This window comes from Bradyrhizobium sp. SZCCT0153 (assembly GCF_018129995.1).
Taxonomy (GTDB): domain Bacteria; phylum Pseudomonadota; class Alphaproteobacteria; order Rhizobiales; family Xanthobacteraceae; genus Bradyrhizobium; species Bradyrhizobium japonicum_G.
Map to the genome: position 1 here is coordinate 78,352 of NZ_JAFCKS010000002.1, position 15,223 is coordinate 93,574.

Annotated in this window: 12 protein-coding genes and 1 tRNA gene; 5 read left to right on the forward strand and 8 right to left on the reverse strand. The window is 65.0% G+C overall.

Annotated elements, in window-relative coordinates:
* Positions 1 to 68: 68 nt before the first annotated feature.
* From dxs to JQ572_RS08290, 6 genes are all read right to left on the reverse strand, one after another.
* A complete protein-coding gene (dxs, locus tag JQ572_RS08265) occupies positions 69 to 1,997 on the reverse strand; it encodes a 1-deoxy-D-xylulose-5-phosphate synthase (RefSeq protein ID WP_211382519.1) in 1,929 nt (642 codons plus the stop codon).
* 589 nt (positions 1,998 to 2,586) lie between these two features.
* A complete protein-coding gene (locus JQ572_RS08270; RefSeq protein ID WP_008132970.1) occupies positions 2,587 to 2,838 on the reverse strand; it encodes an exodeoxyribonuclease VII small subunit in 252 nt (83 codons plus the stop codon).
* 74 nt (positions 2,839 to 2,912) lie between these two features.
* The gene (locus JQ572_RS08275) at positions 2,913 to 3,842 is read right to left on the reverse strand and encodes a histone deacetylase family protein (RefSeq protein ID WP_211382520.1); all 930 of its coding nucleotides are present in this window, start codon (positions 3,840 to 3,842) and stop codon (positions 2,913 to 2,915) included.
* A 133-nt stretch (positions 3,843 to 3,975) separates the two neighbouring features.
* Positions 3,976 to 5,634 carry a bifunctional metallophosphatase/5'-nucleotidase gene (locus JQ572_RS08280; protein ID WP_211382521.1) on the reverse strand — a complete coding sequence of 553 codons (1,659 nt, stop codon included), beginning with the start codon at positions 5,632 to 5,634 and terminating at the stop codon, positions 3,976 to 3,978.
* Positions 5,635 to 5,731: 97 nt separating this feature from the next.
* Positions 5,732 to 6,490, reverse strand: a complete 759-nt coding sequence (locus JQ572_RS08285; protein WP_211382522.1) for an enoyl-CoA hydratase-related protein — start codon at positions 6,488 to 6,490, stop codon at positions 5,732 to 5,734.
* Between the two features lie 171 nt (positions 6,491 to 6,661).
* Entirely contained in the window at positions 6,662 to 8,440 is a 1,779-nt protein-coding gene (locus JQ572_RS08290; protein ID WP_211382523.1) for an acyl-CoA dehydrogenase family protein, read from the reverse strand.
* A gap of 345 nt (positions 8,441 to 8,785) precedes the next feature.
* Between JQ572_RS08290 and JQ572_RS08295 the strand changes: the two genes are divergently transcribed.
* Together JQ572_RS08295 and JQ572_RS08300 are read left to right on the forward strand one after the other, a co-directional pair.
* The gene (locus tag JQ572_RS08295; RefSeq protein WP_211382524.1) at positions 8,786 to 9,013 is read left to right on the forward strand and encodes a hypothetical protein; all 228 of its coding nucleotides are present in this window, start codon (positions 8,786 to 8,788) and stop codon (positions 9,011 to 9,013) included.
* A 289-nt stretch (positions 9,014 to 9,302) separates the two neighbouring features.
* Positions 9,303 to 9,377, forward strand: a tRNA-Gln gene (locus JQ572_RS08300).
* A 114-nt stretch (positions 9,378 to 9,491) separates the two neighbouring features.
* Here JQ572_RS08300 and JQ572_RS08305 read toward each other — a convergent pair.
* Together JQ572_RS08305 and dsbD are read right to left on the reverse strand one after the other, a co-directional pair.
* Positions 9,492 to 10,127, reverse strand: a complete 636-nt coding sequence (locus JQ572_RS08305) for a DsbA family protein (protein WP_211383513.1) — start codon at positions 10,125 to 10,127, stop codon at positions 9,492 to 9,494.
* Between the two features lie 40 nt (positions 10,128 to 10,167).
* Positions 10,168 to 11,994 (reverse strand): protein-disulfide reductase DsbD, encoded by a 1,827-nt coding sequence (dsbD, locus tag JQ572_RS08310; protein ID WP_211382525.1) that lies wholly within the window; start codon positions 11,992 to 11,994, stop codon positions 10,168 to 10,170.
* A 104-nt stretch (positions 11,995 to 12,098) separates the two neighbouring features.
* Here dsbD and JQ572_RS08315 point away from each other — a divergent pair, with 104 nt between their 5' ends.
* From JQ572_RS08315 to JQ572_RS08325, 3 genes are all read left to right on the forward strand, one after another.
* Positions 12,099 to 12,761, forward strand: a complete 663-nt coding sequence (locus JQ572_RS08315; protein ID WP_211382526.1) for a response regulator — start codon at positions 12,099 to 12,101, stop codon at positions 12,759 to 12,761.
* Positions 12,758 to 14,095 (forward strand): ATP-binding protein, encoded by a 1,338-nt coding sequence (locus JQ572_RS08320; RefSeq protein WP_211382527.1) that lies wholly within the window; start codon positions 12,758 to 12,760, stop codon positions 14,093 to 14,095. The genes JQ572_RS08315 and JQ572_RS08320 overlap by 4 nt, the downstream gene beginning before the upstream one ends.
* Before the next feature lie 317 nt (positions 14,096 to 14,412).
* Complete coding sequence (locus JQ572_RS08325) at positions 14,413 to 15,192, forward strand: sulfite exporter TauE/SafE family protein (protein WP_211382528.1); 780 nt, start codon at positions 14,413 to 14,415, stop codon at positions 15,190 to 15,192.
* Positions 15,193 to 15,223: the final 31 nt, after the last annotated feature.

Consider the following 15,223-nt stretch of genomic DNA (forward strand, 5'->3'; position numbering starts at 1 on the left):
AGGCACCGCGGCACAGTACAACGCCTCTCCCGGAGGGAGAGGCGAGGGGCGTCCGATCGACGATCAGATCAGGCGAGCTTGACCGTCTCGGTCTTGACGTCCTTGCCGAGCGCCTCGAACACCTTGGCGACGATGCCCTTGGCGTCGAGACCGGCGCGGCCGTACATCGCGGCCGGCGTGTCGTGGTCCTGGAACACGTCGGGCAGCACCATGGAGCGGAAGCGCACCATGCCGCTGTCGAGCGCACCCTGATCGGTCAGGAATTGCGCGACGTGCGAGCCGAAACCGCCGACCGAGCCTTCCTCGATCGTGATCAGGATCTCGTGGTCACGGGCGAGCTTGAGCACCAGCTCGGTGTCCAGCGGCTTCATGAAGCGCGCATCCGCGATCGTCGTCGAGAGGCCATGGGCGGCGAGCTCGTCGGCCGCCTTCTCGCATTCGGCCAGGCGTGTGCCGAAGGAGAGCAGGGCGATCTTGTTGCCCTGGCGGATCACGCGGCCCTTGCCGATCTCGAGCGGAATGCCGACCTCGGGCATCTCGATGCCGCGGCCTTCACCGCGCGGATAGCGCAGCGAGCTCGGACGGTCGTTGATCGCGACCTGGGTCGCCACCATGTGCACGAGCTCGGCTTCGTCGGCCGCGGCCATGATCACCATGTTCGGCAGACAGCCGAGATAGGCGTTGTCGAACGAGCCGGCATGCGTCGCGCCGTCGGCGCCGACCAGGCCGGCGCGGTCGATGGCGAAGCGCACGGGCAGGTTCTGGATCGCGACGTCATGCACGATCTGGTCGTAGCCGCGCTGGAGGAAAGTCGAGTAGATCGCACAGAACGGCTTGTACCCTTCGGTCGCGAGACCGGCGGCAAACGTCACCGCGTGCTGTTCGGCGATACCGACGTCGAAGGTGCGGTCCGGGAAGGCCTTGTTGAAGATGTCGACGCCGGTGCCGGACGGCATCGCCGCGGTGATGGCGACGATCTTGTCGTCCTTCTCCGCTTCCTTGACGAGGCTCTGGCCGAACACGTTCTGGTAGGCCGGCGCATTCGGCTTGGACTTGGCCTGGGTGCCGGTCGCGACGTCGAACTTGACGACGGCGTGGTACTTGTCGGCGGAGGCTTCCGCCGGGCCATAGCCCTTGCCCTTCTGGGTCACGACGTGGACCAGGATCGGGCCGGTCTCCATGTCGCGAACGTTCTTCAGCACGGGCAGGAGATGGTCGAGGTTGTGGCCGTCGATCGGGCCGACGTAATAGAAGCCGAGCTCCTCGAACAGCGTGCCGCCGTCCATCATGAAGCCGCGGGAGTATTCCTCGACGCGGTTGGCGCGGTTGGCGAGGATCTTGGGCAGGCGCTGGTTGATCTGCTTGGCCACATCGCGCAGCGTGCGATAGGTCTTGCCGGAATAGAGCCGCGACAGATAGGCGCTCATGGCGCCGACCGGCGGCGCGATCGACATGTCGTTGTCGTTGAGGATGACGATCAGGCGCGAGTTCATCGCACCGGCATTGTTCATGGCCTCATAGGCCATGCCCGCCGACATCGCGCCGTCACCGATGACTGCGATAACGTTGTTCTTGCCGCCTGCGAGGTCGCGCGCGACCGCCATGCCGAGGCCGGCGGAGATCGAGGTCGAGGAATGCGCGGCGCCGAACGGATCGTAATCGCTCTCGCTGCGCTTGGTGAAGCCGGACAGGCCGCCGCCGGTGCGCAGGGTACGGATGCGGTCGCGCCGGCCGGTGAGGATCTTGTGCGGATAGGCCTGATGGCCGACGTCCCAGATCAGCCGGTCGCGCGGCGTGTCGAAGACGTAATGGATCGCGGTGGTGAGCTCGACCACGCCGAGGCCCGCGCCGAAGTGACCGCCGGTCACCGAGACGGCATCGATGGTCTCCTGCCGCAGCTCGTCGGCGACCTGGCGAACCTGCTCGACCTTGAGCTTGCGCAGGTCGTCCGGCGTCCGGATGGTGTCGAGAAGCGGCGTTTTACTGTATGCGTTCACGGCGATTTCCAATTTGTCAGCGCCGGAAAGATCGTTCCGGTGCGCGATGGGTTTGCACAATATCGGCGCAGCGCGAGTCCTTAAACCGTCGGAGCCACCTGCATGGGGCAATGCCCCGTCTTCAAGCTTAGGTGAGCTTAAGTGCGCTCCGGTTCAGTCTCTGTGATCCCTGTCACTTAGATCGGCTTCGTCCGTCCCAACCAATTTCATTAGCAGTTTGAAGCGCTTGTCGTCGGTAATCAGTGCCCACGCAAGGCTAACAAAAAGCCACACTCCGCGCAGCTTTACACCAAAGCTTGGGCCAAAGCCAACCCGCTGGGCCGATTACGGGTATGCAGGTGCAACCCGTGGGCCAGAGTGGTTAACCCGGGCACCAGCGGAAGGGTTCCTGCCTTGCCCGGTTCCTCGGCAGGATTTTGGCCGAGAGCAAGGTCTTTTGGACGGGATTCAGAGGGGCAAAGGCCCTCGTGGGGGAGTTCCCCGATCGTCGTGCTTCGCCACCCGGGCCCAAACACGCAAATGGCAACGTGCGATCATGAAAAATTGCGGGCGGCCGTTGCTCGCGGCGGGCGGCTTCGAACGGTGGGCCTTACTGGACGTCGAGCGGCGCGGTTCCGGTAGCCTGGCCGCTGGCATCGGTGGTGATCTTGTCGACGCGCGCCTCGGCCTGGCGCAGCAGTTCCTCGCAACGGCGCTTCAGGGCCTCGCCGCGCTCGTAGATCGTCACGGATTCCTCGAGCGGCACCTTGCCGTCTTCGAGCCGCTTCACGATCGTCTCGAGCTCCTCGATCGCGCGCTCGAAGGTCAGCCTGGAGACGTCGACTTGGGTGTTTTCGGCCATATAGGTTTCCGATTGCCCGATTCGCTTCAGATCCAGAAGAAGCAGAGTTTTGCGGGCTTAATGTGGCGGGGGCGTCAGGCGCCCATCAGGGCGCCGACATGCGCCGTAACAGATTCTTTCAATCCTTGCAGGTCGTAGCCGCCTTCGAGCACAGAAACAACGCGCCCCCCGGCGCTCTTGTCGGCGAGGTCCATCAGCTTGCGCGTCACCCAGGCATAGTCCTCCGCGCGCAAATTCAGCGAGGCCAGCGGATCGCGGTAGTGCGCGTCGAAGCCTGCCGAGATCACGAGCAACTCGGGGCTGAATTTTTCGAGCTGCGGCAGGATCAAATTCTCGAATGCGGAGCGGAATTCGGGGCCGCCGTCCTCGGAAGCGAGCGGCGCATTGACGATGGTGTCGTGGTCGCCGCGCTCGCCCTTGGCGCCGGTGCCTGGAAACAGCGGCATCTGGTGCGTCGAGCAGTACATCACGGTCGGGTCGGACCAGAAGATGTCCTGCGTGCCGTTGCCGTGATGCACGTCGAAATCGACGATGGCCGCACGCTTGATGCCGTATTTGCGCTGCGCATGGCGCGCGGCGATGGCGACGTTGTCGAAGAAGCAGAAGCCCATCGGCTTGCCGATCTCGGCGTGATGGCCCGGCGGGCGCACCGCGACGAAGGCATTGCGATGCTCGCCGTTCATCACTGCTTCGGTCGCCGCGACCGCGCCGCCGACGCCGCGCATCACCGCTTCCCACGTGCCCGGCGACATCGAGGTGTCGCCGTCGATATAGACCTGGCCGCTGGTCGGCGCGATGTGGCGCAGCTCGGTGACGTAATCCTCGTTGTGGCACAGCGTGACCAGATCGAGGTCGCCCTCCGGAGCCTGGTCGCGCGCCAGGAACTGGAAGCGCTCATTCGACAGCGCTTCCTCCACCGCGCGCAGGCGGTCGGGCCTTTCAGGATGTCCCGGCGGCGTGACGTGGTCGAGGCAGGCCTTGTGGGAGAGGAGAAGCGTGCTCATCAGGTCGGCCTCACAGCTACGGGCTCTCGACGTCGCTTGGCGCATCCGGCGCCAAAACGCAATGCAAAACACAATCTATGCGTTCCATCGGGAATGGCAAAGGGTTGTCCCGGACCGGTCCATTTGATCCGAATCAATTCACGCGCAGGATGCGGCTCAGCGGCAGTGGCCCGATCGGTCCGTGCGCCCTGAAGAACGCGAACAGCGCGTCCGCGTCGTAGCCGCCATATTGCGGCGCCGTGCCCTGCTTGGCGACGGTAAAACCGTCGCCGCCGACGGCGAGGTAATCGTTGAGGGTGACACGGTAGCCGCTTCCAGCTTCGACCGTCCTGCCGTTGAGCGTGATCTTCTCGGCGATCACGCGCTCGCCGAAGGGCTTCGCCGCGTCCCAGGCATAACTGAACCCGTTCGACACCTGGAGGATCCGCGGCCGCTTCGGATCGAGCCATTGCTGCTCGAGCATGTCCTTGAGCTGGCTGCCCGTCAGAGTCATGGTGACGAGGCGGTTGCGGAACGGCTGGCTCGCGAAGACGTCGCCGAAGGATATCGCGCCGTTCTCCCTTGGAACGATGTCGGTGCGGATACCGCCGGGATTGGTGAGCGCGATGACGGCGCTGCCCTCCTTGGCGTCCCTGGTCGCGGCAAGCTGCGCGTCCGCGATGATATCGCCGAGCGCGCTTTCGCCGGCCTCGTTCGGAATGCGCGACAGCGTCTGCGTCACCGATCCGGCCGGACGATTGGCGATCGGCGCCGACAGCTTGTCGTAGGCATCGATCAATGCGGTCTGCTCGGGATCCCTGGCCAGCGAGGCATTGGCGACGATGACGTTCTCGCCCCTGGCGCCGACGACGTCGCGGGTTACAGGATCGAGCTTGAGGTCGATGGCAGTGACCAGCGTGCCGTATTTGTCGCCGCTGGTGACGAGCCGCCCGTCGATGTCGCAGACATAGGCGCGGTGAGTGTGGCCGCTGACGACGACATCGACGGCGCGATCGAACTTCTTCACGATATCGACGATCGGGCCCGTGATCGCCGGGCATTCATTGTAGTCGCCGGCGGGCTCGCCGCCCTGATGGATCAGCACCACGATCGCCTCGACCCCGCGCGCCTTCAGTTGCGGCACCAGCGCGTTCACCGTTTCGGCTTCGTCGCGGAATTCGAGGCCAGTGATTCCGGCCGGCGAGACGATGCCCGCCGTCTCCTTCAAGGTCAGTCCGATGAAGGCGACGGGGATGCCCTCGAATTCCCTGATCTCATAAGGCGGCAGCACGCTCTTGCCGGTCGACGTCTCGAAGGTGGACGCGGCGAGATAGTGGAATTTGGCGCCCGTGAAGGCATGCGGCCCCTGGCAGCCGTCGACGGGATGGCAGCCACCATTCTGCATCCGCAGGAGCTCAGCCGTGCCTTCGTCGAATTCGTGATTGCCGACCGAGGTGATCGCGAGCCCCATCATCGAGAGCGACTCGATCGAAGGCTCGTCGTGGAACATCGCCGACAAAAACGGGCTGGCGCCGATCAGGTCGCCGGCAGCGACGAAAATCGTGTTCTTGTGCCCCTCGCGCAACTGCTTCACCAGCGTCGCCATGTATTCGGCCCCGCCGGCGGTCACCGTCACTTTCTTGGTTCGATCCTCGGGATCGCCGATCCGGCTGCCGCCCGGCGGCGGGCGCAGATTGCCGTGGAAATCGTTGATCGCGAGGATGCGCAGCTCGACCGGCGCTGCGGTCTGGGCCGAGGCGGGGAGGGCGGCGAGTGCCAATGTGAAGGCGGTCAGGCGGAAGAGATGTCGCATGGAACCAGATTAATCGTTCCGCGCGAAGATTTCACGAAGCCTTTTGCCGAAACACCGCGCGTGCCGCGCGCCTCCCCCCAGGGGAGAGTCGCGTGCTTCACCGCTTCTTTCTGTTCGCGAACGCGTTGAACGCGGCAATGGCTTCTTCCGATTTCAGCCGCTCGCCGAACAGATGGGCTTCCTGGTCGATGCGGCGGGTGAGCTCTTCCGGCTGCACGCGCAGCAATTTGCGCGAGATCGCGACGGCTTCGGCGGGCAGCTTGCAGATCTCGCGCGCCACCTTGCGCGCCTCGACCTCGGTATGTCCCGGCGAGACCACGGTGTTGACGAAGCCGGCGGCATGCGCCTCTGCGGCAGTGAAACTCCGCCCCATCACCAGCATGGCGAAGGCACGCTGATAGCCCATCGTGTTCGGCATCAGGAGGCTGGCCGCGCCGACCGGCACGAGCCCGAGGCGGATGTAGGGCGCCGAGAAGGTCGCAGCGTTCGAAGCCAGCACGTAGTCGCAGTGGAACAGCATCACGGTGCCCATGCCGATCGACGCGCCGTCCACGGCCGCGATGATCGGCTTGACGTTGAGGGCGAGCGAATAGAGAAATCTGGCGCCGTCCGACAACGTCTCGGGGCGGGAGGTGTCGGCGTGCATGAAATCGTCGATGTCGTCGCCGGCGGTGAACACGCCGGAGCCGCCGGTGATGATCATGCAGCGGATGTCGGGATTGTTCTGCGCAGTGTCGATCGCGCGGCTCATCTCCCGGTACATGTCCTGCGTGATCGCGTTCTTCTTGCTCGGGCGGCGCAGGGTGATCACCCGCGTTTCCCGCTCTTCGGTGACGACGATATTGCCATTCGGCATGAAAGACCCCTGCAGTCGCCGCGACGCTTGACGCTCGCGAGTCTCGCGAGGCGTCAGCCTACATCATCCTGCAGGCGTGCCAATGCGCTCGCTGGATCTTTTCCGAGCCGAATTGCTGGCGGCCACGATCGTCATGGTGGTGCTGGTGCTGCCGGTGGTCGTCATCCGGCCTTACCCCAGCAGCACCGCATCCGCCGCAGCAACCGAATCCGCGCTCTCCGTCACGGTGCGCTCGAGCGCACCGGCCTGCACGGTGATGTTCTCGGCGAAGAAACGAGCCAGCGAGACGTAGCGCGCGGCGTCCGTGTTGCCGTCGGCTTTCGCGGCGAGCGCTTCGGATGCCAGCATGCAGCCGCCGAGCGTGGCGCCGAACTGCTGCAGATACGGGGTCGCGCCGGCGAGGGCCTCGTTGGGCGCGGACGCAACGCGCTCCAGCAGCCATTTGCTGGTGCGCGTCAACGCATCGAGTGCCTCGCGCAGCTTTGTACCCGTGGTGCCGAAGGCGGGATCGTTGGAGGCCTCGACCTGCTTGACGGTTGCGGAGAGCTCGTCGAGCAGCGCCCACACCGCAGCGCCGCCATTGGCCGCGAGCTTGCGCGTGACGAGGTCGATGGCCTGGATGCCGTTGGTGCCCTCGTAGATCGCGGTGATGCGGGCGTCGCGGTAGTGCTGCGCGGCGCCGGTCTCTTCGATGAAGCCCATGCCGCCATGCACCTGCACGCCGAGATAGGCGACCTCGTTGCCGATATCGGTGGAATAGCCCTTGGCCATCGGCGTCAGCAGCGCTGCGCGCGCGGCAGCGTCGGCGCGGACCTTCGGATCCTTGGCACGCGTCGAGACGTCGAGCGCAACCGCCGTCGCATAGCAAATGGTGCGCGCCGCCGCGGTCTGCGCCCGCATCCGCATCAGCATGCGCTTGACGTCGGGATGGACGAAGATCGCATCCGACCCGTCGCCCTTCTTGCCGACGGCGCGGCCCTGCTTGCGTTCCTGTGCATACGACAGGGCCTGCTGAAAGGCCCGGTCGGCGACGCCGACGCCCTCGAGGCCGACGCCGAGCCGGGCCTGGTTCATCATCGTGAACATGCAGCGCATGCCCTGGTTCTCTTCGCCGATCAAAAAGCCGATCGCGCCGCCATGGTCACCCATGGTCATGGTGCAGGTCGGCGAGGCATGCATTCCGAGCTTGTGCTCGACGCCGCTTGCGAAAATGTCGTTGCGCTGCCCCAGCGAGCCGTCGGTGTTGACCATGAACTTCGGCACGAGGAACAGCGAAATCCCCTTGGTCCCGGCGGGCGCGTCGGGCAGGCGTGCCAGCACGAAATGCACGATGTTGTCGGTCATGTCGTGCTCGCCATAGGTGATGAAGATCTTCGTCCCCTTGATGCGATAGGTGCCGTCGGCCTGCTTTTCGGCGCGGGTGCGCAGTGCGCCGACGTCGGAGCCGGCCTGCGACTCGGTGAGCTGCATCGTGCCGGTCCATTCGCCGGAGACGAGCTTTTCGAGATAGATCTTCTTCAACTCATCGCTGCCATGCGCATCCAGCGCCTCGATCGCCGAGGCCGTCAGCAGCGGACAGAGGCCGAAGGCAACGTTCGCGGCGCTCCAGATCTCGGTGCAGGCGGCATTGATCGCGATCGGCAGGCCCTGGCCGCCGAAATCCTCAGGGCCCGACACCGCGTTCCAGCCGCCCTCGGTCCAGCGCTTGTAGGCATCCGGCCAGCCCGGCGCGGTCGTGACCTTGCCGTCGTCAAGCTTGATGCCGTGCTCGTCGCCGACACGGTTGAGCGGCGCCAGCACGTCCGAAGCGAACTTGCCGGCTTCCTCCAGCACGGCGCTCACGATGTCGGCGTCGAATTCGCCGTAATGGCCGGCTTCCAGGGCGGCCTTCAGGCCGGCGCCATGGTTGAGCGACAGCAGCATGTCAGAGATCGGCGCGCGGTAGGTCATGGCTCACTCCCCGTGGACAGGTCTTGGCGGGACAGATCTTGGCGCCGTATTCCCATGAAACGGCAGAGGTCTCAATGGGCGGGAGGCCGGGACAGCGGCGGTCCGGAACGGAGCGTTGCAAGGGCCCAATAATAGAGTGTGGCGCGATTTAAAGCCGGCGATTGCCGCCCGTATTTGCCCCCCGGGGGCTCTGAGTTTGATTCTGGGGGCCCAATTCGATCTGCGTGATGCTCGTCACAGCCAGAGAGAACCGCCTGGCGTACTCCTGCGGTCACAGGTGCCGAGGGGAATGGTTCTCCTCATCAGGGGGCGGAATGGTCCGCCCGATCTCAACAGGAGCAGACGATGCAGAACATAGAGCATAAGAGTTCGGAAATCATCGAGCTGACGGATTCGGATCTCGAAACGATTGTCGGCGGTAACTGGCTGGGCGACGCCTTCCGCGCCATCGGCGGCGCGATCAAGGACGCCGTTGAGTGGGTCGGCGGCGCGATCTTTGGCGCATTCCAGGGCCCGGGCAACCTGCGCGGCCCGTTCGGTCCCGGCTCGGGACCGGGCCAGCCGCCCCTCTGATATCATCCTTCCAGACTTCCCCGCTAAATTGGAGGCCGCCCGGTTGGCGGCCTCTTTCATTTGCGCCTGAAGCTATCCGAGTTCCTAATCCCTTTGGAAATGCCATTTCGTCCGCCATTATTGAGGCGGACTCCGCCCACATTTTTTGGATGGCTCAAGTCGCGCACGCGCCGACGGCGGTGGTATTTTGCCCTTCAACCGGTTGAAATACCGCTTCTCTCCCTATAGACCGGCAGCGACCGGAGAGAATCCGCGGGCGCCAATTCTTCCGCCATCTCCGGTCGCCTGATGGGGCGTAGCCAAGCGGTAAGGCAGCGGATTTTGATTCCGCCATTCGGAGGTTCGATCCCTCCCGCCCCAGCCAGCTCGCCCGCCCAGCCCGCAATCACTCACGAAACCGGCCTGGCTGGGGAGCTGCTGCACAGCTCTGCGACACATATATTCCGCTCAAGCTCCGCGCTGGGCATGTACAGCGCTCTCACTTTATTGTCGCCCGTGCGCGGGCATCGGCGGCAACTCGCTTGAAGCCCTCGTAGTTCAGGGCCTGGGTCACACGGTACTGACCGACGATGTAGGCAGGCGTGCCCATCAAACCGAGCGAATCCGCCTGGGCGAGGTTGCGTCGCAGGAGCTTGGTGATGTCGTCCCCGTGGGCCTGGAGATCGGCATCGAGACGATCCATGTCGACGCCGGACTTCGCGATCGCTTCCCGCATCCGCTCGGCGGGAATCTTCGGCCCCGGCATTCCCATCATCGCGAAATGCGCGTCGTCGTAGCGATTCTGATACTTGGCGGCCAGAGCCCACTGTGCGCCCTTGATCGAGTCCGGCGTGAGGATGGGCCAGTCCTTGTAGACGAGGCGGATCTTGCCATCGGACTTCACCAACCGCTCGAGCTCGGGCTCCGCCTGTTTGCAGAAGGGGCAATTATAATCGAAGAAGACTACGATCGTCAGATCGCCCTTCGGGTTTCCCGCGGTCGGTGTCGCGGGATCGTAGAGGATGGCTTCGCGCGATACGTCCGCTTCGGTGGGGCCGTCGTCGGCGCGCGCGGGACCGACGAGGTAGCGGACGCCTGCGACCCCGATCATCTGGGCGAGCGTGCGTCGAGAAATGTGCTGAAGCATGTTTGCACTCCTTTTCCGTGAGGTGGGGTCAGTCGGCCGAAGCGACGGTCGACAGTTTTCCGAGCAGGGCGTCGGCATCGACCGCGCCAACGATTTTGATCGAGGGATTGGCGCTTCCGTGCGAGCCGAACAGCAGGATCGTCGGCGGCCCGACGATTTCGAAGCGCTTCATCAAGGCGCGGCTCGCGTCATCGACGGCGGTCACGTCGGCCCGTACCATCCTGAAATCCTGCAGCCGCTCTCGTACTTCAGGTTTGCGCAGGACGGCGTCCATGACCCTGCATTCGACGCACCAGTCGGCGGAGAAGTCGAGCATGACTGGCTTCCCGTCGGTACGCGCCGCAGCGAGTTCGTGCTCCAGCGCGGCGACCGATCGGATCGTTTGGACGGGGGCTTCAGGTCCGGGTTCGCGCGTCACGAATTGGTCGAGGATGCGGGTCGCGTTGAGATCGTCGTCGCCCGCCGAGCCGATCATCAGGACAGAGCCGACCAGGAGCGCGAAGCTCGCCATGCCCATCGACACGAAGCGCCATCGACTGTTCGCCATCAGGAACTGCGTTCCGAAATAGACCGAGACACCCGTCGCAAGGGCGCCCCAGAGCCGCAGCGTGGTCTGCTCCGATAGAACCCGGGAGAAGATGGAGATCGCGACGGCGAGGAGGATGATCCCGAAGGCATGCCTGACGCGGACGAGCCAAGGGCCTGGCTTGGGCAGGAATCTGGGCCCTAGCGCTCCGAAGACCAGGAGCGGCACGCCCATGCCGATGCCGAACAGGAAGAGGGCGGCCATGCCGCGCAGGACGTCGCCGGTGCGCGCGACATAGAGCAGGGCGGTGGCAAGTGGAGGCGTCACGCAGGGGCCGGCGATCAGCGCCGATCCGAATCCGAGAACGGCGGCGGCGGCCAACGGTCCGCGACTGCCTCCGGACGCCGCGCCTGATATCCGGTCGACAAAGGCAGCCGGGAGCTGGATTTCGAAGAGTCCAAACATCGAGAGAGAGAGGATGACGAGGACCGCGCTCATCACGCCCAGCGCGACGGGTGTCTGCAACAGGATCTGCAGGTTCTCTCCGGATCCGGACCAGGCCGCGAATGCGCCCAGCATGGAGTAGGCCGACGCCGACGTGCCGACGAACGTTGCCGCGAGCGCAAGACCGCGACCAAACGAAAGGCGCTCCTGCGAGCGGGCCATCAGGCCGAAGAAGATCGGCACCAGCGGGAAAGTGCATGGTGAGAACGACAACAGAGCGCCGAAGCCGAAGAATGACGCCAGCATGCCTCCAAGCGTCACCCAGTAGGAAATGCCATCGGCAGACGTGGGCGCGGCTTTCGTCGAACCGCCGTCGCTGGGTCCGCCGGCTGCGTCTGGAGCGTCCGCGAACGGTGATGAGAGTCCAGACCGGGCAGCGCGCGCGTCGTCGCGGTCCTTGATCGCCAGCGTCTGCAGATCGATCGTCTTGGCGACCGGCGGGTAGCAGATTTGGTACTGTTCCGCACAGCCCTGATAGGCAACTACGATTTCGTGCAGCCCTCGCAGATCGGTCGACGCGATCTTGGCCTTTGCGGAGTTCCGGTAGATTTCCTGCGGTCCGAAATCCGGATCATCCTTGAGTTCTCCCTGGGGCGTTTGGACCGTGACGGGCGTCCCGGGGGGGACCACGTTCTTGGCGGCGATCATTGCGCGGTAGAGGTAGCTGCCCGGCCCGATCGTCCAGACGAGCGACAACCCCGCGTCGTCGCGCGAAACCTTCAATTGGAACGCCTGGTCTGCAGACGGCGGCGTTACCGCCTGCGCCGTCGCGAACGAGGACAGCAGAACAAGCAATACGATCGAAAGTCGCTTAAAGCCTGGCATGTTCGGTGGCGGCCTTGCGTTTTGTGAGCGGATGCCGCGTCTTGGATAGGCTACCTTAAGCCAGCCTTAAGGCGGGCGACCGAGAGGAACCCTCGGAGGTACTGATGCGCATACTTGTCGTCGAAGACGATCCGATCCTGTCCGACGGTCTGCGGGCGGGCTTGTCGTTGACAGGCGCGACCGTCGACGCGGTCGAGACGTGCGAGGACGCCGACGCCGCGCTCGCGACGTCGCGCTACTCGGCGGTCGTGCTCGACATCATGCTGCCGGATGGAAGCGGCCTGGAACTGCTCCGCAAGCTCCGGGGACGCCGGGACGCGACGCCCGTCCTTCTCCTGACGGCGCGCGACAGCGTCGGCGACAAGGTCTCGGGACTGGATTCCGGAGCCGACGACTACCTGGCCAAACCGTTCGATCTCGATGAACTGGCAGCGCGCCTGCGCGCCATCGTCCGCCGGGAAGGGGGACGTGCCGCTCCAGCCATGACCCACGGTGCGATCGTGCTTTCGCCAGCTGATCTTTCGGCGACTGTCGCCGGCGAGCCCATCAACCTATCGCGCCGCGAGTTCGCGATCCTGGCAGCGCTGATGGAGCGTCCGGAGCAGGTCCGTTCGCGTGCCGAACTGGAGGAGCGCCTCTACGGATGGCAGGAGGACGTCGAAAGCAACGCGGTCGAGGTCCATATCCACAATCTGCGAAACAAGATCGGAAAGGACGCGATCCAGACGCTGCGCGGCGTCGGATATCGGATGGGACGGACCCAATGAGATCGCTGAAGCTGAGGCTGTTCGCAATGCTCGTCTCGGCGACGGGTATCATCTGGTTGGCCGCGGTGATCTGGATCTACGTCGGCAGCCGCGGTGAGCTGGAGCACGTTCTCGACACGCGCCTGCAGGAGGCCGCGCGCATGGTGGCCTCGCTCGCGTCCGGATTCGACGGCCTTCCCGGAAGCTCAGCGCCTGCCGCCGTGCAGCCGCTCGGCAGCTACGAGCGCCAATTGTCGTGCCAGATCTGGTCTCTCGACGGTCGCATGGTCGCGAAGTCGAGCGGCGCGCCCGACCAGCAGCTCTCGCCCGCCGCATCCGGCTTCTCCGACCGGATCATCGACGGCGAACCCTGGCGCGTGTTCTCCGTCGAAGACGCCGATCACAATCTGCGCGTGATGGTCGGGGACCGCGTCGGGCTGCGGGAGCGATTGGTGACCGATCTTATCAAGGGGCTGATGCTGCCCGCGCTGCTGATCGCGCCGCTACTTGGTGCGGCGATCTGGGCGAGCGTCGGGCAGGGCCTGCGCCCGCTGCGGCGAATGGCCCAGGATCTCTGCGCGCGGGAGCCGGACGACATGCGGCACGTGGCAACCGACCGGGCTCCAGCCGAAGTCAGGCCGCTGGCGGTCGCGCTCAACGGCCTTCTCAGCAGGGTGGAGGCCGCCCGCCGGCACGAACGAGAGGTAACTGCTTTCGCCGCTCACGAACTGCGCACGCCGCTGGCGGGCCTGAAGACGCAGGCGCAGGTGGCTCTGGCCGCCGAGGATCCACAGGTCGTGCGCGGTGCACTCGAGCAGATCGTAACCGCCGTCGACAGGAGCGCACGCCTGGTGCGCCAACTGCTGACGATCGCAAGGCTGGACTCCGACACCGTCGATGCGCCGCTGGCGCCCGTCGCGGTCGGACCGATTTTGGAGGAAATCGTCGCTGCTACTCCAAGGAACGATCGCACGACCGTGACGATCGATGCCAGCGTCCGGGCGATGGTGCTCAACACCAACGCAGAATGCCTCCAACTCGCGCTTCGGAACCTGCATGAAAACGCCATACAGCACACCCGCGAGGGGTGTGTCGTCTGGACCGCCGGAAGGAACGCCATCGCGATCGAGGACGAGGGGCCGGGGATTCCAGCCGACGAACTCGATCAAATCGGCAAGCGCTTTTTTCGCGGAAGACTGCGGAGTCCGGTCGGAAGCGGGCTGGGCCTTGCGATTGTCAAGCTCGCGCTTGCGAAGGTGGGAGCGGAACTCACCATATCGAACCGCGAGGGTCGCAGCGGCACCAGATCGGAGCTGACGTTCGGCGTTCGAGCAACGACCGGTGCCGCGGCATGACGCGCGACAGGCCTCTTGCCTACACGCAGGTCCGGGCGTCCCCCTTCAGCTTCTGCCGGTCGCGACTGGCCAGCATTGACTGCTCGAGCTTCAACACCAGGCGCCGATCGGCGCAAGAAGTCTCGCCTTCGTGGATACGCTGGTCGGACTTCCTGTGTTCCTCTGGTTCTTCCCCGGCCGGCCTTCGTCGTGCCGGGTTCGTTATGGCCGGCGTCACAGGGTTTTTGCGGTATGGCTCGCATCCTCATGCGGGCGCCTGGGACCGCAGCATCTGCCGGTGCAAGTCGCATGACGTTGCGAATTGAGGAGTTTTCACGATGCTTTCGCTGACGCAAGGCGCACTCGGCGTCGCCTCTGGCTCGCTGGTCGGCTTTTCGCTGGGGCTGGTCGGAGGGGGCGGCTCGATTCTGGCCGTGCCGCTCCTGATCTATCTGGTCGGGGTATCGGACCCGCATGTCGCGATCGGGACCAGTGCGATCGCCGTCGCGGCGAACGCTGCCGCTAGCCTTGCGAACCACGTCCGCGCCGGCAACGTGAAATGGCGCTGCGCCTCTGTGTTCGCGCTCGCGGGCATCGCCGGTGCCCTTCTCGGTTCGACGCTCGGCAAGATCCTCGATGGTCAGAAGCTGCTCGCACTGTTCGCCGTCGTCATGCTCGTCGTAGGCGCCCTCATGTTGAAGGGGCGCTCCGGCGCAGGCGAGCCGTCGGTGCGGCTCAACCGGGAAAATCTGCCGAAGCTCCTCGCTTCGGGGCTCCTCACGGGAGCTTTGTCCGGATTCTTCGGCATCGGCGGCGGATTCCTGATCGTCCCGGCGCTGATCGCGGCCACTGGCATGCCGATCCTCTATGCTGTCGGATCGTCTCTCCTTGCGGTGACGGCATTCGGGCTGACAACGGCGGCAAACTATGCCGTGTCGGGCTTTGTGGATTGGTCTCTGGCCACGTTGTTCATCGCCGGCGGCGTTCTCGGCGGGCTCCTCGGCGCCCGTTCGGCCAATTCGCTTGCCGACCGCAAGGGGGCGTTGAACACCGTGTTCGCTGCAATGATATTCGCGGTGGCAATCTACGTGCTAATCCGCAGCCTGGGTTTGTTGTGACGACGCGAAGCCAAGCGGGACAGCAGCCCGA